Below are 24,527 nucleotides of genomic sequence, written 5' to 3' on the forward strand. Positions count from 1 at the left end.
AGATTATGGATAAACTTAATAATGAAAAATTAAAGGAGTTAATTAGAACTATACCAGATTTTCCAGAACCTGGAATATTATTTAGAGATATAACAACAGCTTTAAAAGATAAAGAAGGATTAAAACTTATAATCGATGATTTTACTGAAAGATATAAAGATAAAGGTATAGATTATGTTTTAGGTGCAGATGCAAGAGGATTTATCTTTGGAGCAGCTATAGCATATAATATAGGTGCAGGATTCGTTCCAGCAAGAAAAGTTGGGAAATTACCAGCAGAAACAGTAAGAGCAGATTATTCTTTAGAATATGGTAAAAATTCTATAGAAATCCATAAAGATGCTTTTGAAAAAGATGCTAATGTATTAATAGTTGATGATTTACTTGCAACAGGTGGAACAGCTAAAGCTATGGTAGAATTAGTAGAAGAATTAGGTGCTAAAGTTTATGAATTAGCATTCTTAATAGAACTTGAAGATTTAAATGCAAGAAATATTTTAGAAGGTAAGAGTGTTTATTCTATCTTAAAATATTAAAATAAATATATTAATTAAGGGTTACAACTTAGATTGTGATCCTTTTTTGTTGTAATAATAGAATAATTTTGGTATACTAAATATTATAAAGACAAAATAAATAGGAGGAATTAGATGGCTAAAGTTGCAGGACATATGTTTTTAAAAAAATTAGGTAAAAGAAGATTGCGTCCGGGAGGAGTTATAGGAACTAATTTTTTAATGTCTCATATAGAATTTAAACCAGGACAAAAATTATTAGAAGTAGCTTGTAATCGTGGTGTTAATCTATTAATGCTTGCTAAAGAAAATCCGGAAGTAAGATTTTTTGGTATAGATATGGATCAAGAATCTATAGATCAAGCTAATTTAGAAAAAGAAAAGCAGGGATTAACAAATATTGAATTTGTTAAAGGAAATGCACTGGATTTAAAATTTGAAGATAATTATTTTGATTATGTTGTAAATGAAGCTATGCTTACAATGCTTGCTAAAGATTCTAAATCAAAAGCTTTAAATGAATATTACAGAGTTTTAAAAAATGGTGGATTATTATTAACTCATGATATTGCTTTAATAAATGAATATGAGCAAACACGTAAAAGATTATCAAAGTCTATTAATGTAAATGTTTCTCCTATGCCAAAAGATGAGTGGATAGAAACATTTAAAAATTCAGGATTTAATACAATAGATTCATTACAAGGGACTTTAACTTTAATGACTCCATCAGGTATGCTAAAAGATGAAGGGATTTTAAATACTATAAAAATAGTAATTAATGGATTAAAAAAAGAAAATAGAGAGCAATTTTTAACTATGAGAAAAACATTTAAAAGTCTTGAACATAATATGAACTATATTTGTTTTGTTAATAAAAAATAGGAGGATATAAAATGGTAGGAACAGTATTTTCAGAATTAGGATTATTAAAAGATCATGATAGATTTAAATTTGTAAAAAAAGCAGGAATTAAAGGAGATAAAATAGCTAAACATAATCATCCAGAAGCCTTAATATTATTTACTGTAGTTAAGGGTGAGGTTAAAGTTTATTTAAATGATGAAGAAACTCATATATTAGAACCTGGTAAAGTATTACATTTTGATGGAGATAATTATATTTCAGCTGATTTTTTAACTGATAGTGAAGTGTTTGTAACTTTAATACATAAATAAATTTTTATATAGAAAAGAAGTGTATCTTAATCATTTTAAATATGATAGATACACTTTTTATATTTATATTCTTTATAATAAAAAAATGGTCGGTGTAACAGGATTTGAACCTGTGACCCCTTGCTCCCAAGGCAAGTGCGCTACCGAGCTGCGCTATACACCGATGTCTTTTGTACTGACAATAATTATATTATCATATATCATCATAAATGTCAAGAAAAAAATGTATATGAAAAATAAAAAAATTAAGAGTATATAAAAAGCGTGTAAAAACACGCTTTATAACTCTGAGTCATTAATACTATTTAAAAATTCTTTTATTGGAGGGATTAAATTTGAAAGTGTTCCATCTATGAATGGATTTTCAAGACCTACAGCTTCTAATAAACCTAAGAATGTTTTTGATCCTCCAAGTTTACATAGTTTCATATATTTATCCCATGCAAGTTCTTTATTTTCTTGATTTAATTTCCATATTTGGAAGGCAACTACTTGAGCTAAAGTATAATCTATATAGTAAAATGGCATTTCAAATATATGTGCTTGTTTAAACCAGAATAATCCTTCTTCATATTCAGTAATACCATCATAATCTCTAGTAGGTAAGAATTTCTTCTCAAGTTCTAACCATTTCATTCTTCTATCTTTTGAACTTACTTCTGGATTTTCATAAACATAGTGTTGGAATTCATCAACTAAAGCACCATAAGGAAGGAATAATAGGGCACCTTCTAAGTGTTCATATTTGAATTTAGTAGTATCTTCTTTGAAGAATAAATTCATCCAAGGCCAAGTTAAAAACTCCATACTCATAGAATGAATTTCTGCTGATTCTGATGTAGGCCAGTAATAATCTGAAATTTCTACATTTCTCATAGTTGTATATGCTTGGAAAGCATGACCTGCTTCATGAGTAAGTACTGTAACATCGTGAGCTGTTCCATTAAAGTTAGCAAATATAAACGGTAATTTATATATATCAAGAGAAGTACAATAACCTCCACCTTGTTTACCTTTCTTACTATCTAAATCCATTAATTCAAATTCTATCATTTTTTCAAAGAATTCATTAGTTTCAGGTGATAATTCTCTATACATAGTTCTTGCGTGATTAACCATCCAATCTCTATCTCCTTTAGGAGTAGGATTACCGCTTAAGAAATTGATTCCTTCATCATAGTATTTTAATTTATCTAATCCTAATCTTTTTGCTTGTTTATTTCTTAATTCAACATATAAAGGTACAACATTTTCAACTATTTGTTTTCTATAATTAGCAACATCTTTTGCATTATAATCTATTCTACCCATTCTTAGATATCCAACTTCAACGAAATTTTCATATCCTAATTTTTTAGCTATATTATTTCTTACTTTTACTAGTCCATCATAAATATTATCATATGCTTCTAAATTATCATGGAAAAACTTACCAACAGCAGTTACTGCAGCTTTTCTAATTTCTCTATTTTCATGTTGAGTAAACGGAGTCATTTCAGATAAGTTTCTTTCTTCTCCTTCAAACATTATTTTTGCACTAGCACTTAGTTTGCTATATTCAGAAGATAATCTATTTTCTTCTTGTAAATCTTCTATGATTTCTGGTTTGAAAGTTTTTAATGAAATATCCATTTTATCAAAAGCAAGTTTACCATATTTTTCTATTAACTCTTTTTTAAATTTAGAATTATTAAATGCATAAGTAAGCTCATTTATATATGAGCTAATTATAGGGCTATTTTCATTATAGAAATCATTTTCTTTTTCATAAAATTCATCAGTTGTATCTATACTATGACGTATATATACAAGTGAAGTTGTAGTAGTTAAATTTTGTAATAAATCATCAGTTTTTTTATAAAGATTTATAGTATCTTCTGCACTTTCTGAATTTATTACAGAATTTTTTAAATTTTCTAGTTCATTTTTAATAGTTTCAATATCAACTCTTTTGTATTCAAAATCTTTAAAAATCATTTTAAATCCTCACTTTCTTTTTGTAATATTTTAACATATATTAGGATATATTACTACTATTATTGATATATTTTATTATAATTTTTTTTACTATACTCTTTTATTTTAACAAAAATTTGACATTAATATGGATAGTAAAGTATAATTTAATAAAAAGATTTCATGAAAGGGGAATTGATGGAAAAAGTTAAAGGGATAAACCCTGTAATAGAAGTATTAAAAAGTGATAAAAATATAGAGAAATTAGAAGTGTATAAAGGGATTAATAAGACACATATAAAGAATATTTTAGATTTAGCAAGTAAAAGAAACTTAAAAATATTCTATACTGACAAAAGAGATGATAATTCTCAAGGAGTTGTCGCATATATTTCAGAATATAATTACTATATAGAATTTGCTGAATTACTTGAAAAAGAACTTGCAAAAGAAGAGTCAATTATAGTTATACTAGATCAAATTCAAGATCCACGTAATTTTGGAGCAATAATAAGATCATGTGAATGTTTTGGTGTTTATGGAATAATTATGCAAGATAGAAATAATGTTAAGGTAACTGATACAGTTGTTAAATCATCTACAGGAGCTATAGAACATGTAGGTATAGTTCAAGTTACAAATATTGCAGATACTATAGAAAAACTTAAAAAATATGGATATTTTGTATACGGAGCAGAAGCTAATGGAGATAAATTCTATTATGAAGAAAATTATCCTAAAAGACGTGCACTAGTTCTTGGAAGTGAAGGTAATGGAATGAGAAAAAGAGTTAGAGAAAGTTGTGATAGTATACTAAAAATACATTTAAAAGGTGAAATAAATTCACTTAATGTATCTGTTGCAGCAGGAATACTTTTATCTGAAATGAGTAGAGGAGACAAATAATGAAGAATGAATATATTTCAAAAGATATAGAGTCTAAATGGCAGAAAATATGGGAAGAAAATAAAGTTTTTAAAAGTGAAAATAAAGTAGAAGGTAAGAAAAATTATTATACACTTGAAATGTTTGCATATCCTTCAGGGAAATTACATGCTGGACATTTAAGAAATTATACTATAGGAGATGCTATAGCTAGATATAAAAAGATGCAAGGATTTAATGTGTTACATCCATTTGGTTGGGATTCATTTGGATTACCTGCAGAAAATGCGGCTATAGATAATGGAGCAGAACCTAGCGTATGGACAGCAAAAAATATAGAAAATATGAAAAGACAGTTAAAATTAATGGGACTTTCTTATGATTGGGATAGAGAAATTGCAACATTTAAAAAGGATTACTATAAATTTAATCAACAATTATTCATAGATATGTATAAAAAAGGATTGGTTTATAAGAAAAAATCTTATGTTAACTGGTGTCCTGATTGTCATACAGTTCTTGCAAATGAGCAAGTTGAAGATGGAAAATGTTGGAGACATAGTAAAACTGATGTAATTCAAAAAGAATTATCTCAATGGTACTTTAAGATAACAGATTATGCACAAGAATTATTAGATGGTCATGAAGAGTTAAAAGGTCATTGGCCTGATCAAGTTCTTGCTATGCAAAAAAACTGGATAGGAAGATCAGAAGGTGTTGAGGTAGAGTTTGTTTTAGAATATAACAATAAAAACATAGATATACCAGTATTTACAACTAGAATTGATACTATTTATGGAGTTACATACATAGTATTAGCACCAGAACATCCATTAGTTTCTGAAATAATACTAAAAGAAAAACCAGAAATTAAACCGGAAATAGATGCTATGATAAACGAAGATAAAATTTCAAGAGAAGCTCAAGATAAAGAAAAAGTTGGAATATTTAGTGGACTTTATGTTAAAAATCCAGCAAATGGAGAAAATATCCCTTTATATGTAGCAAACTATGTTTTAATGGACTATGGAACAGGTGCTGTTATGGCAGTTCCTGCACATGATGAAAGAGATTTTGCTTTTTCTAAAAAATATAATATAGCTGCAAAAGCAGTTATTAAAGCTAAAAATCCAGAACATGATTATGATGGTACAAAAACTTTTTTAGGTAAGGGAGAATTAATAAATTCAGGAGAATTTAATGGAATTAATAATATAGAAGCTAAAGACAGAATATTAGAAAAATTATCTAAAGATGGAAAAGCTAAAAAAACTGTTAATTTCAAATTACATGATTGGTTAATTAGTAGACAAAGATACTGGGGCACTCCAATTCCTGTAATTTATGATGAAGAAGGAAATATATATTTAGATGAAAATTTACCGGTAGAATTACCTACAGATATTGATTTTAATTCAGGAGGTAATCCACTTGAAACATCTAAATCATTTAAAGAGGTTATACTACCTAATGGTAAAAAGGGAAGACGTGAAACTGATACTATGGATACCTTTGTAGATTCTTCATGGTATTATTTAAGATATTTAGATCCTAAAAATGATAATAAAGCATTTACAAAAGAAGATGCAGATAGTTGGATGCCTGTTGATCAGTATATAGGTGGAATAGAGCATGCAGTAATGCACTTGCTATATTCAAGATTCTTCCATAAAGTATTTAGAGACTTAGGATATTTATCTTCAAATGAGCCATTTAAAAATTTATTAACTCAAGGTATGGTTTTAGATTATTCATTCTACTCTCAAAATGAAAGAAGATACCTATTTAGAGATGAAGTAGAATTTATTGATAATGTACCTTATAGTAAAAAAACTAAAGAAGAATTAGTAACTAAACTTGAAAAAATGTCTAAATCTAAGAATAATGGTCTTGATCCAGAAACTATATTCAATGAATATGGTGCAGATGCAACAAGATTATTTGCCCTATTTGCAGCACCACCTGAAAAAGAATTAGAATGGAATATGAATGGTGTTATGGGAGCTTATAGATTCTTAAATAGAATTTACTTAATGGTTTTAGATACATTAGATATATTAACTAAGGAATATGATAAAGTTAACTTAGATAAAAGAAATAAAGAAGATGAAAACTTACAAAGAAAAACACATTTAACTATTAAAAAAGTGACTGAAAGTATGGAAGATAATTTCCACTTTAATACAGCAATTGCAGCTATTATGGAACTTTTAAATGAAATAACTACATTTAAACAAAATGTGATAGATGCAAATAATAAGTCAAGTGAATCTGATAAAATATTTAAAGAAACTATGATGTCTGTAATTATTATGATATCACCATTTTCACCACATATTTCTGAAGAATTATGGCAAGCATGTGGTAATGCAAACTATATATTTGAAGCTAAATGGCCTGAATATATTGAAGAATTAACTCATACAAGTGAGATTAAAATGGTAGTTCAAGTAAATGGAAAATTAAGAGCGACTTTAGATGTTGCTGCTAATTTAAGTCAAGATGAAATGAAAGAAATAGCTTTATCTAATCAAAATGTTAAACAAAATATTGAAGATAAAGAAATTGTTAAGATAATATGTGTAGGAAATAAATTAGTAAATATAGTTGTTAAACAATAATAGTAATAGGAGATTATTTGTATAAATTATATACATTTAATCTCCTTTTATATAATAAAAATGAGGCTTTAAATTAGCCTCACTATAATTACCAATAAAGTTCTCTTCCATATTTACCAAATGCATTAAGAATTCTTCCTTCATCATTGTATTTTATTTGATAGAATTCTACTCTTCTATTAAATGTTTTATTAACTTCTTTAACTAATTCTCTAAAATCTAGTCTTCCTTCAGCAGTGAAATAGAAAATTAATTTATCTCCACCAAACATATACTCACCTATTACAAGATTCATTTCAGGTAGCACTCTTTTAACTATAGATTTACAAATGAAATATGCATCACGTGCTTTTTCATCTAAAACATCAAGTTCTTTGATTTCTTCTTCAGTTAATTTTCTTTTTACTTTCCTTATTTTCAAATCTTCTTCTTCAGATTCAAAATTTACTTCGTTTAGTCTATTATCACCAAGGACTATACCAATTTGATCTCCTCTAATAGTTTCAACTATAACATGATCCCCTTTTTTGTATAAATTATCTTCTTCAATGAAAAAAGGATAAACTTTTTTAGTTTTTCTAAATCTAATATTTACTATTTTCATATATCTCCATTCTCTAAAAAACTATAATACTCTTCATTACTAATAATAATATGATCTGATAATTTTATTTCAAAATATTTAAATATTTGTTGCAATTCTTTAGTTATTGATAAATCTTGTTTTGAAGGTTTAGTATCCCCACTAGGATGATTATGAACAAGTATAACAGATTTTGCGTTATATTTAAGAATTCTTTTAGCAATTTCTCTTGAATATATATCTGCTTTATCAATAGTTCCATAAAATAGATTTTCATCTTTTATCAACATGCATTTTGTGTTGAAATATAGGACTTTAAATATTTCTCTTTCTTTATCAAAATAGTCATATTTTAAATAATTAATCAAATCACCGTATGATAAGATTTTCTTTTTCTTGTCAAAAGTTTTGCATTTTAATGTATCTTCTATAATTTCAGAAAATATATTTAAAATAAGAGCTAAATTTTTAGGTAAATTAAGCTCATTTCTTTTTTTAATTAAATTTGTAATATTACCTACATTTTCTATTAAATTAATAGATAATTCTTGTGATTTTTCATCGTTTTTTCTAGTAGATAATTTAATTATTTTTTTCAAAATTTTAATTTCATCCATCAATTTCCCCTCTTGATATACCCATTCATATTTTATCATATATTCAATAAAAAAGTAAAGTTTGAAAAATTAATTGATATCTGTCTTGTTTCGTGGTAAAATTCAAAAGTGAAAAATGATAAGTATAAAGGTGGTGAATATATGACGGATATTGAAATAGCACAAAAAGCTACACTTCTACCTATAGAAGAAATAGCTAAAAAAATAGGTGTAGAAGAATATATAGAACAATATGGTAAGTATAAGGCAAAGGTAGATTTATCTATACTTGATGAGTTTGAAAGTAGAGCAAATGGTAAATTGATATTAGTTACAGCTATAAGTCCAACACCATACGGAGAAGGTAAAACTACAGTTACAGTTGGTTTAACTCAAGGATTTAATAAGTTAGGGTATAATTCTATAGCTGCATTAAGAGAACCTTCAATGGGACCAGTATTTGGACTTAAAGGTGGTGCAACTGGTGGGGGATATTCACAAGTTCTTCCTATGGAAGATATAAATCTTCATTTTACAGGAGATTTTCATGCTATAACTTCAGCTAATAATTTAATTGCAGCAAGTATAGATAATCATCTTAATAGAGGAAATGAATTAGAAATAGATATAGATAATATATATTTTAAAAGAGTACTTGATATGAATGATAGAGCTCTTAGAGAAATTACTATAGGAAAGGGAAGAATAAATGGACCTATTCATGAGGCTTCATTTAAAATAACTGTCGCAAGTGAAATAATGGCAATATTTTGCCTTTCTGAAAATATACATGATTTAAAAGAAAAAATAGGGAATATAATAATAGGGAAGAACATTCATGGGGATTTTGTGTTTGTAAAAGACTTGAAAATTGAAGGTGCTTGTGCAGTATTGTTAAAAGATGCTATAAAGCCTAATCTAGTACAAACAATAGAAAATACACCTGTGTTGATACATGGAGGGCCTTTTGCAAATATAGCTCATGGATGTAATTCTATATTAGCGACTAAGATGGCGCTTAAATTATCAGATTATACAATAACAGAAGCTGGATTTGCATCAGATTTAGGAGCAGAAAAATTCTTTGATATTAAGTGTAGAAAAGCACATCTAACACCTGATTTAGTTGTTATAGTTGCAACAGTAAGAGCATTAAAATATCATGGTCATGATGATGTTGAAAAAGGACTTTTAAATCTTGAAAAACATATAGAAAATATGAAAAAATTTAATCTACCTATAGTTGTTGCTATTAATAAATTTACTACTGACACAGATGAAGAAATTAATAGTATACAAGAATTTACAGAAAAACTAGGAGTTAAGTCTATACCTATCGATATACATGCAAAGGGTGGTATAGGTTCAAAAGAATTAGTAGAGGATATAGTTGAAACTTTAGATAAAATAGAAGATATTCCATCAGAAGAGGTTAATTCTGTATTTGAATACCTATATCCATTAGATGCTAGTATAGAAGAAAAAATAGAAATATTATGTAAAGAAATGTATGATGCAGGTGATATAGAATATAGTGAAAAAGCATTAGAAAAAATAAGACTATTTACTGAAAAAGGTTATTCTAATTTACCTATATGTATGTCAAAAACACCAGTTTCTATATCAGATAACCCTAAACTTTTAGGAAGACCTCAAGGTTATACATTTAAAATAACAGATGTTAATATATCTGCAGGGGCAGGATTCTTAGTTATAATGTCGGGAGATATATTAGATATGCCAGGGCTTCCAAAAGTTCCAGCAGCAGAAAAAATAGATATAGATGAAAATGGTAATATAGTAGGATTATCTTAAGAGTTAGGATAAGAATGAAAAATAAAAATATTTCAAAAGAATTTAAAGATGTAAAATTTGTAACTGTAGAAAATGGTGGACATTTTTTTGATAGAAGATTTAATGAAATAGCAGAAAGAGAAATTAAGGATTTTTTGAATAAAAATATAGAAAAATAGTTAATTAAAAAATATATGTGGATAGACATAAGTTTTGAAATATATATTTTTTTTATTAATAAAAACATTTAATTTATGCAATATAGAGCCTACTTTCTATACTTTTTGCTTTAAATGTCTATTGCATTTTATATTTTTTCGGGGTATATTATTAATAGAGTTATGAAACAGGAAGGTGAAGTTATGAAAAAAATATGTTTATTTTTATTTGCTACATTAGCTTTTGCAGGTACTAAAGATTTTAATGATAAAAATATTGAATCTAAAGATCTTAAGAACTTTGAAGTTGTAAGCTCTAGACTTGCATATAGTATGGCAAAAAAAGATGAAAAGAAAATTAAAGAATTAGAAGGATTTTTATATAATATAGATAAAAAATCTTCAGAGGAATTTTTAGCAAATACAGCTAAAGTAGAAAAAATATTTGTTAGAATATTTAAAACTGAAAAGAATTTAGTTCCTAAGGTTATTAAATATATATACTTTGATCCTATGGTAACAGAAGATCAAAATATAGTTAAAGATGAAATGCAAAAAATATTAGTTTCATATTATGCTAATGATACAGCTAAAATATATATAAATAATAAAGATAATAAAGCAGGAAAATTTATAACATCACTAATAAATTCTGGTGCTAAAAAAGAAAATTTAATAATATTTAATAATTCTGATTCTAAAAATATATTAAAAGATATTACTATGGATATAAAAAAATCAAATCCTGGAGTTAATGAATTTGGTATTACTCAAATGAGAGTTTTAGTTATAGGGCCTGTAAGCCAAACTAAACAAAATTTATCTCTTGCCACAGTAATATTTGATAAAAGCTTTAAAGGTATAGAAATAGATGATTTTTCATATTTAGATATTAGCAGAAAAATATTAGAATCAACAACTGATGAAGTTAGATTACAATCTTATGAACAATTAATTAATGGTATGTATTAATAAATATATATAACGTAATGAATTTTAGGAGGATACAAATGAACAAGAAAATTTTATCAAGTTTGATGGCAGTTACATTATGTGCTTCATGTACTACAGCAACTACAAAAAATGCTGAAGTTTCTCATAAAGATGTAGATTTAAGTATAATTCACATAAATGACCACCATTCTTATTTAGAACCAACAGAACAAAGAATAACTGTTGATGGTAAACAACTTAAAGTTAATATTGGAGGATTTTCAGCCGTTAACCAAAAGATAAAAGAATTAAGAGCGAGCAGAAAAAATCCACTTGTTCTACACGCGGGAGATGCTATAACTGGAACACTTTATTTCACATTATTCGGTGGGTCAGCTGATGCTGCAGTAATGAATGAAGGAACATTTGATTACTTCACTTTAGGTAACCATGAATTTGATGCAGGAAATGAAGGATTATTAAAATTATTAGAACCATTAAAAATTCCTGTATTATCAGCAAACGTAATTCCTGATAAAGATTCAATTTTATATGATAAATGGAAACCTTATGACATATTTGAAGTTGAAGGAGAAAAAATAGGTATTATAGGTCTTGATACTGTTAAGAAAACAGTAAATTCATCAAGTCCTGGTAAAGATGTTAAATTCTATGATGAAGTAACTACAGCTCAAATTATGGCTAATACTTTAAAAGCACAAGGTATAAATAAGATAATATTATTATCTCATGGTGGAACTGAAAAGAACTTTGAAATAGCTCAAAAAGTAAATGATATAGATGTTATAATTACTGGAGATTCACATTATCTATATGGTAATGATGATTTAAGAAACTTAAAATTACCAGTAGTTCATGAATATCCAACTGAATTTAAATCACCTAATGGAGAACCTGTTTTCGTTGTTGAAGCATGGTGTTATTCAGGATTAGTTGGAGATTTAGGAGTACACTTTACTAAAGATGGAATAGCTAGTATAACTAGAAAGAATCCTTATGTATTATTACATGATGATAAATTCCAAGCTAGAAATAAAGATGGTAAATGGGCTGAACTTGAAGGAGCAGAAAGAGAAGCAGTTATAAACAAATTAAAAGGGATAAGTGCTATTTCATTTGCTAAAGAAGATGAAGCAACTTCTAAAATTTTATCTAAATATAAAGCAGAAAAAGATGTATTATCTAACCAAAAAGTTGGAACAATAATAGGTGCGGCTATGCCTGGAGGATCAGCAAATAGAATACCAGGAAGAGAAGGATCAAATCCTGAAGGATCTGTTGCTACAAGATTTATTGCAGAAACTATGTTAAATGAATTAAGAACAGTAGACTTTGCAATACAAAATGCTGGAGGAGTTAGAGCTGACGTTGTTCCTGGAGATGTAACATTTAATGATGCATATACTTTCTTACCATTTGGTAATACTTTATATACATTTAAGATTTCTGGAAAAGATACTAAACAAGTAATAGAAGATGCATTACAATTTGCATTAGTTGATGGATCAACTGGAGCATTCCCTTATGGAGCAGGAATTAGATATGAAGCAAACGAAATGCCTAATGCAGAAGGTAAGAGATTAGTTGATGTTGAAGTATTTAATAAACAAACTCAAAAATGGGAAAAAATAGATGATAATAAATTCTACACTGTAGGAACAAATGCATATATAGCTAGTGGAAAAGATGGATATGCTACATTTGGTAGATTATATAAAGATCCTAAAGCAGAAGGTACAGATACATTCTTACCAGATGCAGAAAGCTTCATTAAATTTATGAAAGCTAACCCAGGATTTAATTCATATACAACTTCAAACGTTAAATTCTATAACAAAAAATAAATATTAATTGGTGGTCTTGTGCCACCTTTTAATTTGTATAAAAATAAGGATAGTATTTAGAATGTTTTCTAATTTACTATCCTTTTGATTTTATATTTCTTTTTCTTCTAATTCTGTTTTTTGATTAAATGCAAATGGTAAATACATTAAACATATAGAAGCTAAGAATAATGATACAAATAGTACCTGATAAACTATAAATGGTTTAATAAAGTTTAAGGCACTAAGTATATAATTACTTACATACATATAGTTTGTTTCATATATTCCATTTACTATAAAGGCAAGTATTATAAGAACAAAGTATCCTATAATTCCAGCTATAAATCCTTTAAATGTTATAGTTTCATCTAAATGAATAAATGCAAAAAATACAGCAAATATTTCAAGTAAATGAGTAAGCATAAATAAATAAGGATATACTGTATAATGGTAAGTTCCAAGTTCAGGGAATAATAAAGCAAGTATTGCACCTGAGAAATAGAAATAAACCATATTGAATATAACTCTTTTTCTAGTTAAAAAATATATACCAGCTAGTATAATTGATGCATTACATAAATGTAGGGGTAATACATCATAATATGGCGCCTTTTCAAATATCATTCTATAAGATGAATCTACAATTTTAGAAAGTAACATTAATACACCTAAAAATGTTACATATTTACCTTTTTCTATACCCTTAAATATATATGGTATTATTAATAGTATTATACAAAATATTAAAACTGTAAGCAAAGAACGAAAATGAACAGGAGAAAAATATTTTAAATTATATACACCGTATTCAAACATTCATATCCTCCTTTTTTAGTATAGCAATTAAAATAGCTATGTCGTTATATGTTACACCACTAATTCTAGTAGCTTGACCTATATTTGTAGGTCTTGTATAACTAAGTCCACTTATTGCTATATTTGAAAGTCCCTTTATATTTTCATAATTAAAATCATGTGGGATTTCAATGTTTTCTAATTTTTTAAATTTTTCTATCTGATTTTTTTCTCTTTCTATAAATATTCTATATTTAGCTTCTATTTCTACTTGTTCTTTAGGTATATCAGCTAAGTTACTTGTAGTTATAAATAAAGAAAGATTATCATAATTTATTTCTTTTCTTCCTAGAAATTCAAATGCATTCATAACGCCTGTCATAGAAGAACTTTCATCTATTTGTTTTAATTTTTCATTTGTTTCTTTGCTTGGATAAATTTTTATTTCTTTAAGTCTTTCAATTTCTTTTGAAATATCTACTATGTATCCTTCTAGTTCTTCTATTTTTTCTTTACTTAATAATCCAATTTTTTTAGATTTTTCTATTAAACGGATAAATACATTATCTTGTCTTAAAGTAAGTCTATATTCTGCACGTGAAGGCAGTACTCTATAAGGCTCAGGAGTTTGTTTGTTTATTATATCATCAATTAAAACTCCTATATATCCTTCATCCCGTGAAATTATAATAGGGTCTAGTCCATCTATTTTACGAACTGCATTAACTCCAGCTATAAATCCTTGAGCTGCAGCTTCTTCATATCCACTAGTTCCATTAATAGTTCCAGCTTGGAATAGGTTAGAAATAACTTTAGATTCAAGTGAGAACTTAAGTTGATATGCAGGAATGAAATCATATTCAATTGCATAACCATATCTTAAAATTTTAGCATTTTCCAATCCCTTTATAGTTCTTATAAGTTTTTCCTGAGCAAATGGTGGCATAGCTGTTGTAAATCCATTTACATATATTTCATCACTTTCTATAGATTCTTGTTCTAAGAATATTTGATGGTCAGTTTTATCGGGGAAATTCATTATTTTTCTATCAAGAGAAGGACAATGACGAGGTCCTTTGGTACTAACTATTCCTGTTACTATAGGAGAATATTTAAGTAATTCTTGTCCAACTTTTATAGTTTCAGAAGTAGTAAATGTAAGCCAAGTTGGTAAAGAATTTTCAGGTTTTTCCTTACTCATATAAGAAAAATATCTTGGTTTTTCTTCGCCATATAGTTCTTGTAAATTTTCTATATTTATACTTTTTTTATCAATTCTAGGTGGCGTAGCAGTTTGATATCTATCCATCTGTATACCTAGTTTAACAAGATTATCAGGTAATGAATTACTTGCTTTTTCACCTTGTCTACCAGATGAGTATTTAACATCTCCTATTATATATTCACCATTTAGGAAAGTTCCCGTACATAAAATTACAGATTTTGCACCGTAATTTATTCCTAAATTATCGATAACTCCTATTACTTTTTTATCTTCTACAACAAGATCTTCTATCATTCCCTGTATAACATCAAGGTTTTCTTGTTTTTCTACTATTTCTCTCATTTTTATTCTATACCAATATTTATCAGCTTGTGCACGAGTTATTTTCGCAGCAAGTCCTTTAGTATGGTTCAAGTCTTTTAGTTGTAAGTTGTATTTATCTATGTGTACAGCCATTTGTCCACCAAGCATACCTATTTCACTTACGATATGAGATTTACCTGGTCCTCCTACTGCAGGATTACAACTCATCATAGCTATATTATCTAAGTAAATGGTGAATAGTGCTGTTTTTTTACCAAGTCTAGCTGAAGCTAGCGCAGCTTCAATTCCAGCATGACCTGCACCTACAACTATAACATCATAATTTTGTTGCATATTGCCTCCCTAAATAGTGATACTTTTATCTTCTACGATAAATTCACCTATAGTTTCATCAACACATTGTCTAAGATATCTATTTTCATCTAAGGTAAATATATTTTTAAATTCACCTTGTCTATTTCTATCTATTATTAAAGAAATTATGGTATCATTAAAATCTGTCAACATATTATAATCACCCATACTATCACCAGCTACAAGAATAGGATCTTTTTGATATTTAAGTTTTAATATCTCAGATATAATTTTACTTTTACCTTCTCCTACAGGGTTAATAGTATTGTTTTTTATTTCTCCAGTATATTTATCATTAATAATTTCAAGTTCCTTAGCATATATACCTTTTATATAAGGTTTTAAAGGTTCAAGGACTGTTTCAACTTGTTCTTTAATAGAAGCTGAAATTATATATACATCTATATTATTATTGCTTAGATCTTTTATTAATTCATACATTTCGTTTGTTATTTTAAGCCCAGTTTTATAACTTGATATATTATCTTCATATACCCAATTTTCTATTCCAAATTCTACATTATTATGATAATTTATACTTTCTTTTATTATTTGTATAGCCTCATTTTTATTAAGCCCTTTAAAACAAAATAAAGTAGATAAATCAAATTTGTTGTATTTAAAATAGAAATATTCAACTGTATCATAAAAATTTGCTAAAAATTCTAGATATTCTTCGCTATTTGAATCTGAATTATATGCCTTTTCATATATATTACAAAAATCATTAATTATGTTATATTCTTCAGGAAATTTATTTAACATAAACTTTTTTAAATCTTTTGGAAGAATAAATAATTTTTTCTTTTTTAATATATAGTGAGTACAAGCAAATTGAATATCATTCATAAGTATAGTATTATCACAGTCAAAAATAGCATAATTTTTACCTTCTGTATTTAAAAGTTGATCTAAACTATTTTTAATTTTATTGTTCCACATTTTTCCTCACATTTTTTGTTTGTTGTAATAATATTATACTATATAAAGCATTAAAAGTAAACAAATAAAGAGTTGAGATGTGTTATTCTTTAACCTTTAAATATTAAAATTTCTTGAAAATATATTTTGTTTATGATAACATATAGATAATTTAAAAATAGCAAATCAGGAGAAAAAATGAAAAAAATATTAACAGCTAGTTTAATATTAGCATCACTTGGATTACTTGTTTCATGTGGACCAGGTAAAGCAAGATCTGAAATGGGTGTAGAAAAAGTTGATTTAAAATTTGCACAAGAATGGACTAATGATCAACCTGTAAAAGACGGAGAAGTATATAAAGTAGGAATGGTTGTAACATCTCCATTTAAAGGAATTTTATCACCTATACATTCTGATACTGCAGATGATGGTATTATACTTGGAATGATAAGTGAAGAAATATTCTGGCAAAATGATAATTTCCAAAGAGCAGATGTTGAAGGTGGAATGGCAAGTTATCATATAGATGTAGATAATAAACAAGTTATAATTAAATTTAAAGAAGGATTAAAATGGTCAGATGGAGAACCTTTAGGTGTAGATGATTTAATTTATACTTATGAAGCAGTTGCTAACAAAGATTATACTGGTTCAAGATTTGATCCAATTGAATTAGGTAAAATTGTAGGATTAACAGATTATCATGAAGGTAAGGCAAATTCTATATCAGGACTTGAAAAAGTGTCTGATACTGAACTTAGAATGCACTTAACAGAAGTTTCATCTAATTTAACTGTTAGTGGTGGAGCTTTATCTATATCTGGTATGTTATTACCTAAACATTACTTAAAAGATGTAGCAATGAAAGATTTAGAAACTACAGATAAATTAAGAACTAAAACAATTTCAAATGGTAAATTTGTAATTAGTAAAATAGTTCCAGGAGAAAGTGTAGAGTTTGTTCCTAATGAATACTATTACCAAGGTAAACAACCGGTATCTAAAGTTGTTTTAAAAACATTAACACCACAACTTGCAGTTGAGGCATTAAAACAAGGTGAATACCATGAAATTATTGGATTACCTCAAGATTCATATGAAAAATATAAAGATTTATCTAACTTAGCAATACTTGGAAGACCAGCTTTAAATTATAGTTACTTAGGATTTAATTTAGGTCATAGAGATAATGAAAAAGGAATAAATATTCAAGATAGAGATACTCCTTTACAAGATGTAAGAGTAAGACAAGCAGTAGGTTATGCATTAAACTTACAAGAAATAGCAGATGCTTACTACCATGGATTAAGAGTAAGAGCTAATGGAGTAATACCTCCAATATTTGCATCTTTCTATGATTCAACTCTTGAGGGATATGACTATAATCCAGAAAAAGCTAAAGAATTATTAAAAGAAGCAGGATATACAGATACTAATGGAGATGGAATAGTAGATAAAGATGGTAAAAATCTAACATTAAGATTAGGAATGGCTGGAGGTTCAGATGTTGCAGAACCTATTACTAAGGCATTACAACAATACTGGGCTGCAGTAGGAATAGATGTACAATTAACTAATGGAAGATTATTAGATAATAATGTATTATTTGAAAAAATGGCTGCAAACCCTGATGATATGGATATATTTGCTGCAGGATGGTCTGTTGGAACATCACTTGACTTTGGTGGAACTTATTCAGAAACAGGATCATTTAACTTCATGCGTTTTGTTGATAAGAAAAATGATGAATTATTAAAGGCTATAAACGATCCTAAAGGATTAACAGATCCAGAATACAAAGCAAATGCATATAAAGAATGGCAAAAATATATGATATCTCAAGCGCCAATTATACCATTCATGTTTAAATATGATGTATCACCAGTTAATAAGAGTGTTAAGAGATCTACAGTATATATCGCAACTGAAAAATCTAATTCACAAGTAGCGGTAGTAGCTCAACCAGAAATAGCTAAATAAGAATATAAAAATATAAAAAGTGTGATAAAATTAGATGTATTTTCTAAATTTATCACCTTTTTAAATATATAATTAAAATAACCATCTAATTTTTCTTGACAAATTCTAAAATGTGTTATATAAATTAAACGTAGATAGATGTAAAACATCAAGTGAAAAAATTGTTTTGTCTTTCTATAAGTTTAGGAGGCGTTTTAAATGGGTATTAAGAAGGGTACTAAGAGAACTTGGGATATTTGGAAACACAAAGATGAAAGTGAATTCAGAAAGATCAATGTTGGGATTAGATTAAACAGAGAGGAACATGAAAGGCTACAAAACGTAAAAAAGAAAGTAAAATATACAACGGCAGATATTTTATTAATAGGTATAACAGCTGTTGAAAATGATAGTTATTAAAATTAAGGCGAGAATTTAATCTTGCCTTAAATTTAAGTTAGGAGGTAAAATGTCGCATGCCAAAGCAATACTTTTTGGTGAGCATTCTGTAATATATAATAAAAAAGCCATTGGAATACCCTTAAGAAATATTATTATAAATGTTGAAATAACTAAAGATAAAATTATAGAAGATGAACACGTGAAATATATAAAAGATTTAATAAAAGGAAGATATAATATAAAGGAAGAAATATATTTTAGAATAAATTCAGATATACCAATTTCAGCAGGGCTTGGTTCTTCAGCGGCACTTGCAATAGCTATTGCTAAAGAAGTTGAAAAAAAATATAATATAGATGTAGATATTTTTGATATAGTAAATATATCAGAAGATAAAGCACATGGAAAATCAAGTGGTCTTGATTTACAGATAATTGCAAATTCAAAACCAATAATCTTTGAAAAAAATAAAGGTATTAAATTATTTAACTTTAATTTATCAAAATATTTAGTTATAGCAAATACTGGAATTAAAGGAAATACAAAAGATGCAGTATCACAAGTTGCAAATAATATAGAAAAAAATATGAAATATATAGATGAATTAGGAAATATAACAGAGGATGCTATTAATTCAATAGTTGAAAATAATGTATATTTATTAGGTGAGCTGATGCGTAAGGCACAAGAAAATTTAAGAAAATTAGGATTATCTAATGATAATATAGAAAAACTAATAAATATAGGTAGAGATATTTCAATTGGAGAAAAGATAACAGGATCAGGACTAGGGGGCTGTATAATTTTTTTAGTAGAAAATTTAAAAGATGCAAAAAAATTATCTGAGAAACTTTTAGATGGAGGAGCAAAGCAGACATGGATAGAGGGTATATAAATATAGCAATTGTTAAGTATTGGGGTAAAAAAGAGTTTAACCCATATTTAATACCTAGTCAAGGAAGCATATCTTTAACTTCTAAAAATCTATATACAGATACTAAAATAGAAAAGTCAGATGTAGATGAATTTTATTTAAATGGAATAAAGCAAGAAGGAAAAGAATTAGAAAAAATTTTTAAATTTGTTAATAAAGTGATAAATGATAGAGAAAGTATAAGAATAATTAGTGAAAATACAGTTCCAACGGCTGCAGGACTTGCATCAAGTGCAAGTGCATATTGTGCTTTAATTCGTGCTTTAAATAGATACTTTAATCTTAATTTAACTACTGAAGAAATGGCTAAAATTTCAACTATGGGGTCAGGATCAGCTTGTCGTAGTTTCTATAATATGGCTGCTTTTGATAAAGATGGTAATATTTATGAAGTTAGTACAGATTTAAATTTATCTATGTTAGTTCTTGTGGTCAGTAAAGATAAAAAGAAAATATCTTCAAGAGATGCGATGGAACTTGCAAAAAGTTCAGTTATATTTGAACACTGGGTAAATAGAGCAAATAAAGATTTTGAGGATATGAAAGAAGCATTAATTAAAAATGACTTTATAAAAATAGGACAAATTATGGAAGCAAATACTATAACTATGCATAATACTACCTTTAGATCAGTACCATCATTTAGTTTCTTAAATGATAAAACATATTCAGCTATAAAAATGATAAAAAGAATTAGAAGAGAAAATGATGTTAAAATGTATTTTACTATGGATGCAGGGCCTAATGTTAAAATCCTATATTTAAAAGAAGATGAAGAAAAAATATTAAAGATTTTAAATGAATATTTTGAAGGAGAAATATTATTATGTTAGTTAAAGCTGGATCAAAACTTTATTTATCTGGTGAATATGCAATATTAAGTGATAATTCATATGCAATAATATCATACATTCCTAAATATACATATCTTGAAATATTAGAAAATAATAATGTTTTAGAAATAGAAACAGATATAGAAGATAAAGATGGATATATTTTAAAATGTATTAGATATATGGAAGAATATCTTAATATGAATCTTAATTTTAAATATAGATATTACACAGAATTATATAGAAATGGAGTTAAATACGGTCTTGGATCTTCAGCCTCTGTTTTAGTAGTGACTATAAAAGGTATATTTGAAATATTAAATAAATCATATTCTAAAAAAGAATTGTTTGATATTGCAGTTGATATATCAATAAGAGAAAATATTAAAGGATCTTTTGGTGATTTGGCATGTATTTGTTATGAAAATCATATTTTATTTAAATCTTCAACTAGAGAAAAAAGAGATTATGATATACAAATAATAGATAATAAGGTTAATTTGGATATAAAAGCTATATGGACTAAAGAAACTTCATCAACTTCTAAAATGATATCTAATCTAAATATTAATGATAAAAATTATATTATTTTTTCTCAAGTATCTAATGAGATAGTTAAAAATATGTATAATAACATACTAAATAATAATATAAATGAATTATTAAAAAATATAGAAAAATTAAATAAAAACTTGCATTTTTTAGAAGAAAAATGTAATATAAATATACATTCTAAAAGAATAGAAGAATTATTAGAGAAGTATGAATATTCAAAAATTTCAGGTGCAGGTGGTGGTGATTATATACTTTCATTTGAAAAATCACCTGAGAGTAATGAAATTTTTATTAAGTTGGAGGAAGAATGAAAAAATTAATTTTATTGTCTTTTCTATCATTAATTTCATTTTCAAAATTAAATTATGATATTAAAGCCAATGTTAATATAGGATCGTCAGAATTAACAGTTTATAAAAAAATACCTACAGAATCTAATTTTAAAAAAAGTGTTGGAGTAGGTGTTGAATATGGTGATAAGGTACTTGGAGGTAAATCTAAGTTTATTTCTCCATATTTTAGTGCTGAATTAAGTGGTAATATTAGATATGAAGTTAAACTTTTTACTACATTAAATGCAGGCTATATACATTATCTAGATGATAGTAATAAGACTAAATTAAATTTAAAATATTTAATAGGGGTTAATTATTGGGATTTAGCAGAATTTCAAATATCAACTTCAACAACAAACTTATTTACAGTAGGTGCTGGAGTAAGGTTGGGAATATAAATAAGGTAGGGACTCCCTACCTTATAATTTTTCAACTTCATTTTTAAGTAAATCTTTTTTTAAATCATTTCCTATGAAAATTACATCATTAGTTTCTTTTTTTTCTATAAATGATAATTCATAATTACTATCAACTAAATCAAATCTAATATAGAAATTAGAATATTGGAATATACCTTTAGCACGACAAATATTTCCATAATATCCTAGAATTATTTTATCTATGAAGTATATTAATGATTCTATACTAGAACATTTAGAGTTAGTATAACTCATATTTTGTAATTTTTGATTAGAAATTACGATATCTTCTTTTTCTTTTTTAATAAGTTCACCATCAAATAAATTGTTCCAGTAATTTATATCTTCATTATGATAATCTTCTTTAAATATTTGTACTTTAGGATTTAAAGTCTGAATATCTTTACAAATTAATTCGATTTCATTTTTATCTACAAATTCAGTCTTAGATAACTGTACATTAGTTGTAGAAGTTATTTGATCTATAAATACATCTTTATATTTATTTTTGTATTTAAAGTAAGTGCTACAATCAACTATAGTTATAGGGTTTAATAATTTTATTTGATCGTATTCTACAGCTTGTATATTGCTTATAACATTACTTAGTATTGCAACACCAGAGGGTTCTACTATTAAAAAATCTAGTTTTAATGAATTTTCTATTACTATAAGTGATGCAGAAAAGTCTGCTTTTGTACTACAACAAACACAACCATTAGACATTTCCCATACTTCGACAGATTTATTATCTAATTCATTTTTTAATATATCTCCATCTATATTTATATCTGCAAATTCATTTTCAAATATGACATATTCTCTTTTAGTGGTTTCTACCATTTGCTTTATAAAAGTAGTTTTACCAGCTCCTAAAAATCCAGATATTACTAGTACTTTCATATTTCACCTCTAGAAAAATTAGCTCATCTTAAAAAGGTGAGCTAATTCTAATTATTCCTTATTTAACATTTTTAGTATGATCTTTATCCATATAAACAACTGGTTTAATTAATCCTTCTGGTTTAGTTCTCATTAATTCTAATGCATCTTCAACACCTTCAAATCCATAGAATTTGTGAGTTAACATATGTCCTGGGTCAACTTTTCCGAATTGAATTAATCTAGCTAATTTTTCAAGTCTTAATCTTCCACCAGGCATTAATCCTCCGAAGATGTTTTTGTGTGCCATTCCAGCTCCCCATTCAACTCTTGGTATGTTGATGTAATCTCCAGTACCTAAGTAGTTAACGTTTCCTATACGTCCACCTGGTTTTAATACTTTCATTGCAGTTTCAAATAATCTTTGATCTCCACCAGCTATGATTACTTTATCTACACCTTCACCATTAGTTAATTCCATGATTTGATCTTCAGATGGAGCTTTCATAAAGTCTACTGCATCAGTTGCACCATAGTAGTTTAATGCAATTTCAAATCTTTCAGGTCTTGAATCAACAACTATTAATCTTCCAGCACCTTTAAGAGCGGCAGCAGCTGTAGCCATTAACCCAACAGGTCCTATACCAAATACAGCAACTATATCACCGAATTGCACGTCAGCAAGTTCAGCAGCATGGAATCCAGTAGGTAACATATCACTTAACATACAAGCAACCCCATAGTCCATTCCTTCAGGTATTAAAGCTAAGTTTCCATCAGCATCATTTACATGGAAATATTCTCCAAATACTCCATCTTTGAAGTTAGAGAATTTCCATCCAGATAACATACCACCTGAGTGCATTGAATATCCTGCTTGAGCTTCTCTTGAATTCCAGTCTGGAGTGATAGCTGCAACTAATACTCTATCTCCAACTTTGAAGTTTTTAACTTCAGATCCTACTTCTACTACTTCTCCACATCCTTCATGTCCAAGGATCATGTCATAACGTTCACCAATTCCACCTTCATAAACTGTATGAATATCTGATGTACAAGGAGATAATGCAAGTGGTCTAACTATAGCATCATTTGGACCACAATAAGGTGCATCCTTTTCTATCCAACCAACTTCTCCAATACGTTTCATTGCGAAACCTTTCATTTTACCAGTCATTTTAAACCTCCTAAAACTTTGTTCTAATTTTAACTTCAGTATTAGTATACTATGCTTTTTCTAAAAGGCAATAGCTTATATTAAGTTTATTTTTTAACAAATATTTAAAAGTGTATAAAATGGAATAAATAAAGGGAAAATTGATTTGGAAAAATGAAAAAAATTATAAAAAATATGAATAGAACATATATTCAGTGTTAAAAAAATTATGTTATATAAATTATTAATAAAAAGAGTTTTTGTTTTAATTATAACTTATGATCCCATAACTTAAAATAATAATATATTTTGATTTGTAAAATATATTTAATCTATGATATAATTAAAAATAAAATAAAGGTGG

Annotated in this window: 23 protein-coding genes and 1 tRNA gene; 15 read left to right on the plus strand and 9 right to left on the minus strand. The window is 27.0% G+C overall.

What is annotated here, in order from left to right; translation table 11 throughout:
- Window positions 1-5: 5 nt before the first annotated feature.
- The 3 genes from AYC59_RS01870 to AYC59_RS01880 all read left to right on the plus strand — a co-directional run bounded on the left by AYC59_RS01870 (window position 6) and on the right by AYC59_RS01880 (window position 1,693).
- Entirely contained in the window at window positions 6-536 is a 531-nt protein-coding gene (locus AYC59_RS01870) for an adenine phosphoribosyltransferase (RefSeq protein WP_066894627.1), read from the plus strand.
- Between the two features lie 114 nt (window positions 537-650).
- Entirely contained in the window at window positions 651-1,400 is a 750-nt protein-coding gene (locus tag AYC59_RS01875; protein ID WP_066894629.1) for a class I SAM-dependent methyltransferase, read from the plus strand.
- 11 nt (window positions 1,401-1,411) lie between these two features.
- Window positions 1,412-1,693, plus strand: coding sequence for a cupin domain-containing protein (locus AYC59_RS01880; RefSeq protein ID WP_066894631.1), 282 nt, complete (start codon window positions 1,412-1,414; stop codon window positions 1,691-1,693).
- An 86-nt stretch (window positions 1,694-1,779) separates the two neighbouring features.
- On the opposite strand, the gene AYC59_RS01885 is transcribed toward AYC59_RS01880, so the two are convergent.
- A tRNA-Pro gene (locus tag AYC59_RS01885) sits at window positions 1,780-1,856 on the minus strand.
- A 116-nt stretch (window positions 1,857-1,972) separates the two neighbouring features.
- On the minus strand, window positions 1,973-3,670 hold the full coding sequence (locus tag AYC59_RS01890; RefSeq protein WP_066894633.1) for a M3 family oligoendopeptidase: 1,698 nt from the start codon (window positions 3,668-3,670) through the stop codon (window positions 1,973-1,975).
- A gap of 177 nt (window positions 3,671-3,847) precedes the next feature.
- Between AYC59_RS01890 and rlmB the strand changes: the two genes are divergently transcribed.
- Together rlmB and leuS are read left to right on the plus strand one after the other, a co-directional pair.
- Window positions 3,848-4,555, plus strand: coding sequence for a 23S rRNA (guanosine(2251)-2'-O)-methyltransferase RlmB (rlmB, locus tag AYC59_RS01895; protein ID WP_066894635.1), 708 nt, complete (start codon window positions 3,848-3,850; stop codon window positions 4,553-4,555).
- Window positions 4,555-7,155, plus strand: a complete 2,601-nt coding sequence (gene leuS / locus AYC59_RS01900) for a leucine--tRNA ligase (protein WP_066894637.1) — start codon at window positions 4,555-4,557, stop codon at window positions 7,153-7,155. Before rlmB ends, leuS begins: the two co-directional genes overlap by 1 nt.
- 88 nt (window positions 7,156-7,243) lie before the next feature.
- Here leuS and ricT read toward each other — a convergent pair whose 3' ends face one another.
- Window positions 7,244-7,759: a PSP1 family protein gene (ricT, locus tag AYC59_RS01905; RefSeq protein WP_066894639.1), complete on the minus strand. Its 516-nt coding sequence runs from the start codon at window positions 7,757-7,759 to the stop codon at window positions 7,244-7,246.
- Window positions 7,756-8,355: a JAB domain-containing protein gene (locus AYC59_RS01910; protein ID WP_066894641.1), complete on the minus strand. Its 600-nt coding sequence runs from the start codon at window positions 8,353-8,355 to the stop codon at window positions 7,756-7,758. The genes ricT and AYC59_RS01910 overlap by 4 nt, the downstream gene beginning before the upstream one ends.
- Before the next feature lie 141 nt (window positions 8,356-8,496).
- On the opposite strand from AYC59_RS01910, the gene AYC59_RS01915 reads away from it, so the two are divergent.
- From AYC59_RS01915 to nadN, 4 genes are all read left to right on the plus strand, one after another.
- A complete protein-coding gene (locus AYC59_RS01915) occupies window positions 8,497-10,149 on the plus strand; it encodes a formate--tetrahydrofolate ligase (RefSeq protein ID WP_066894643.1) in 1,653 nt (550 codons plus the stop codon).
- 14 nt (window positions 10,150-10,163) lie between these two features.
- Window positions 10,164-10,307, plus strand: coding sequence for a hypothetical protein (locus AYC59_RS07720; RefSeq protein ID WP_156445454.1), 144 nt, complete (start codon window positions 10,164-10,166; stop codon window positions 10,305-10,307).
- A 183-nt stretch (window positions 10,308-10,490) separates the two neighbouring features.
- The gene (locus tag AYC59_RS01920; protein WP_066894645.1) at window positions 10,491-11,258 is read left to right on the plus strand and encodes a hypothetical protein; all 768 of its coding nucleotides are present in this window, start codon (window positions 10,491-10,493) and stop codon (window positions 11,256-11,258) included.
- Between the two features lie 38 nt (window positions 11,259-11,296).
- The gene (nadN, locus tag AYC59_RS01925) at window positions 11,297-13,084 is read left to right on the plus strand and encodes an NAD nucleotidase (protein ID WP_156445455.1); all 1,788 of its coding nucleotides are present in this window, start codon (window positions 11,297-11,299) and stop codon (window positions 13,082-13,084) included.
- 90 nt (window positions 13,085-13,174) lie between these two features.
- Here the strand turns inward: nadN and AYC59_RS01930 are convergent, their stop codons facing one another.
- From AYC59_RS01930 to AYC59_RS01940, 3 genes are read right to left on the minus strand one after another with little or no spacing between them, the layout of a single operon-like run.
- Window positions 13,175-13,882, minus strand: coding sequence for a TMEM164-related integral membrane acyltransferase (locus AYC59_RS01930; RefSeq protein WP_066894647.1), 708 nt, complete (start codon window positions 13,880-13,882; stop codon window positions 13,175-13,177).
- A complete protein-coding gene (gene mnmG / locus AYC59_RS01935) occupies window positions 13,875-15,743 on the minus strand; it encodes a tRNA uridine-5-carboxymethylaminomethyl(34) synthesis enzyme MnmG (protein ID WP_066894649.1) in 1,869 nt (622 codons plus the stop codon). Before mnmG ends, AYC59_RS01930 begins: the two co-directional genes overlap by 8 nt.
- A gap of 9 nt (window positions 15,744-15,752) precedes the next feature.
- The gene (locus tag AYC59_RS01940) at window positions 15,753-16,706 is read right to left on the minus strand and encodes an HAD family hydrolase (protein WP_066894651.1); all 954 of its coding nucleotides are present in this window, start codon (window positions 16,704-16,706) and stop codon (window positions 15,753-15,755) included.
- A gap of 177 nt (window positions 16,707-16,883) precedes the next feature.
- Between AYC59_RS01940 and AYC59_RS01945 the strand changes: the two genes are divergently transcribed.
- The 6 genes from AYC59_RS01945 (at window position 16,884) to AYC59_RS01970 (ending at window position 22,104) form a co-directional block, all read left to right on the plus strand.
- Window positions 16,884-18,668, plus strand: coding sequence for an ABC transporter substrate-binding protein (locus AYC59_RS01945; RefSeq protein ID WP_066894653.1), 1,785 nt, complete (start codon window positions 16,884-16,886; stop codon window positions 18,666-18,668).
- Between the two features lie 198 nt (window positions 18,669-18,866).
- Window positions 18,867-19,067 carry a hypothetical protein gene (locus AYC59_RS01950; RefSeq protein WP_066894655.1) on the plus strand — a complete coding sequence of 67 codons (201 nt, stop codon included), beginning with the start codon at window positions 18,867-18,869 and terminating at the stop codon, window positions 19,065-19,067.
- A gap of 49 nt (window positions 19,068-19,116) precedes the next feature.
- Window positions 19,117-19,944, plus strand: coding sequence for a mevalonate kinase (gene mvk, locus AYC59_RS01955; RefSeq protein WP_066894657.1), 828 nt, complete (start codon window positions 19,117-19,119; stop codon window positions 19,942-19,944).
- On the plus strand, window positions 19,926-20,816 hold the full coding sequence (gene mvaD, locus AYC59_RS01960) for a diphosphomevalonate decarboxylase (protein WP_066894659.1): 891 nt from the start codon (window positions 19,926-19,928) through the stop codon (window positions 20,814-20,816). Before mvk ends, mvaD begins: the two co-directional genes overlap by 19 nt.
- The gene (locus AYC59_RS01965) at window positions 20,810-21,682 is read left to right on the plus strand and encodes a mevalonate kinase family protein (RefSeq protein ID WP_066894660.1); all 873 of its coding nucleotides are present in this window, start codon (window positions 20,810-20,812) and stop codon (window positions 21,680-21,682) included. The genes mvaD and AYC59_RS01965 overlap by 7 nt, the downstream gene beginning before the upstream one ends.
- Window positions 21,679-22,104, plus strand: coding sequence for a hypothetical protein (locus AYC59_RS01970; protein WP_066894662.1), 426 nt, complete (start codon window positions 21,679-21,681; stop codon window positions 22,102-22,104). The genes AYC59_RS01965 and AYC59_RS01970 overlap by 4 nt, the downstream gene beginning before the upstream one ends.
- A gap of 21 nt (window positions 22,105-22,125) precedes the next feature.
- Here AYC59_RS01970 and AYC59_RS01975 read toward each other — a convergent pair whose 3' ends face one another.
- Entirely contained in the window at window positions 22,126-23,028 is a 903-nt protein-coding gene (locus tag AYC59_RS01975) for a GTP-binding protein (protein WP_066894664.1), read from the minus strand.
- 58 nt (window positions 23,029-23,086) lie between these two features.
- A complete protein-coding gene (locus AYC59_RS01980; protein WP_281177377.1) occupies window positions 23,087-24,184 on the minus strand; it encodes an NAD(P)-dependent alcohol dehydrogenase in 1,098 nt (365 codons plus the stop codon).
- Window positions 24,185-24,527: the final 343 nt, after the last annotated feature.

It is taken from the genome of Pseudostreptobacillus hongkongensis (genome assembly GCF_001559795.1).
In the GTDB taxonomy this organism is placed as follows: Bacteria; Fusobacteriota; Fusobacteriia; order Fusobacteriales; family Leptotrichiaceae; genus Pseudostreptobacillus; species Pseudostreptobacillus hongkongensis.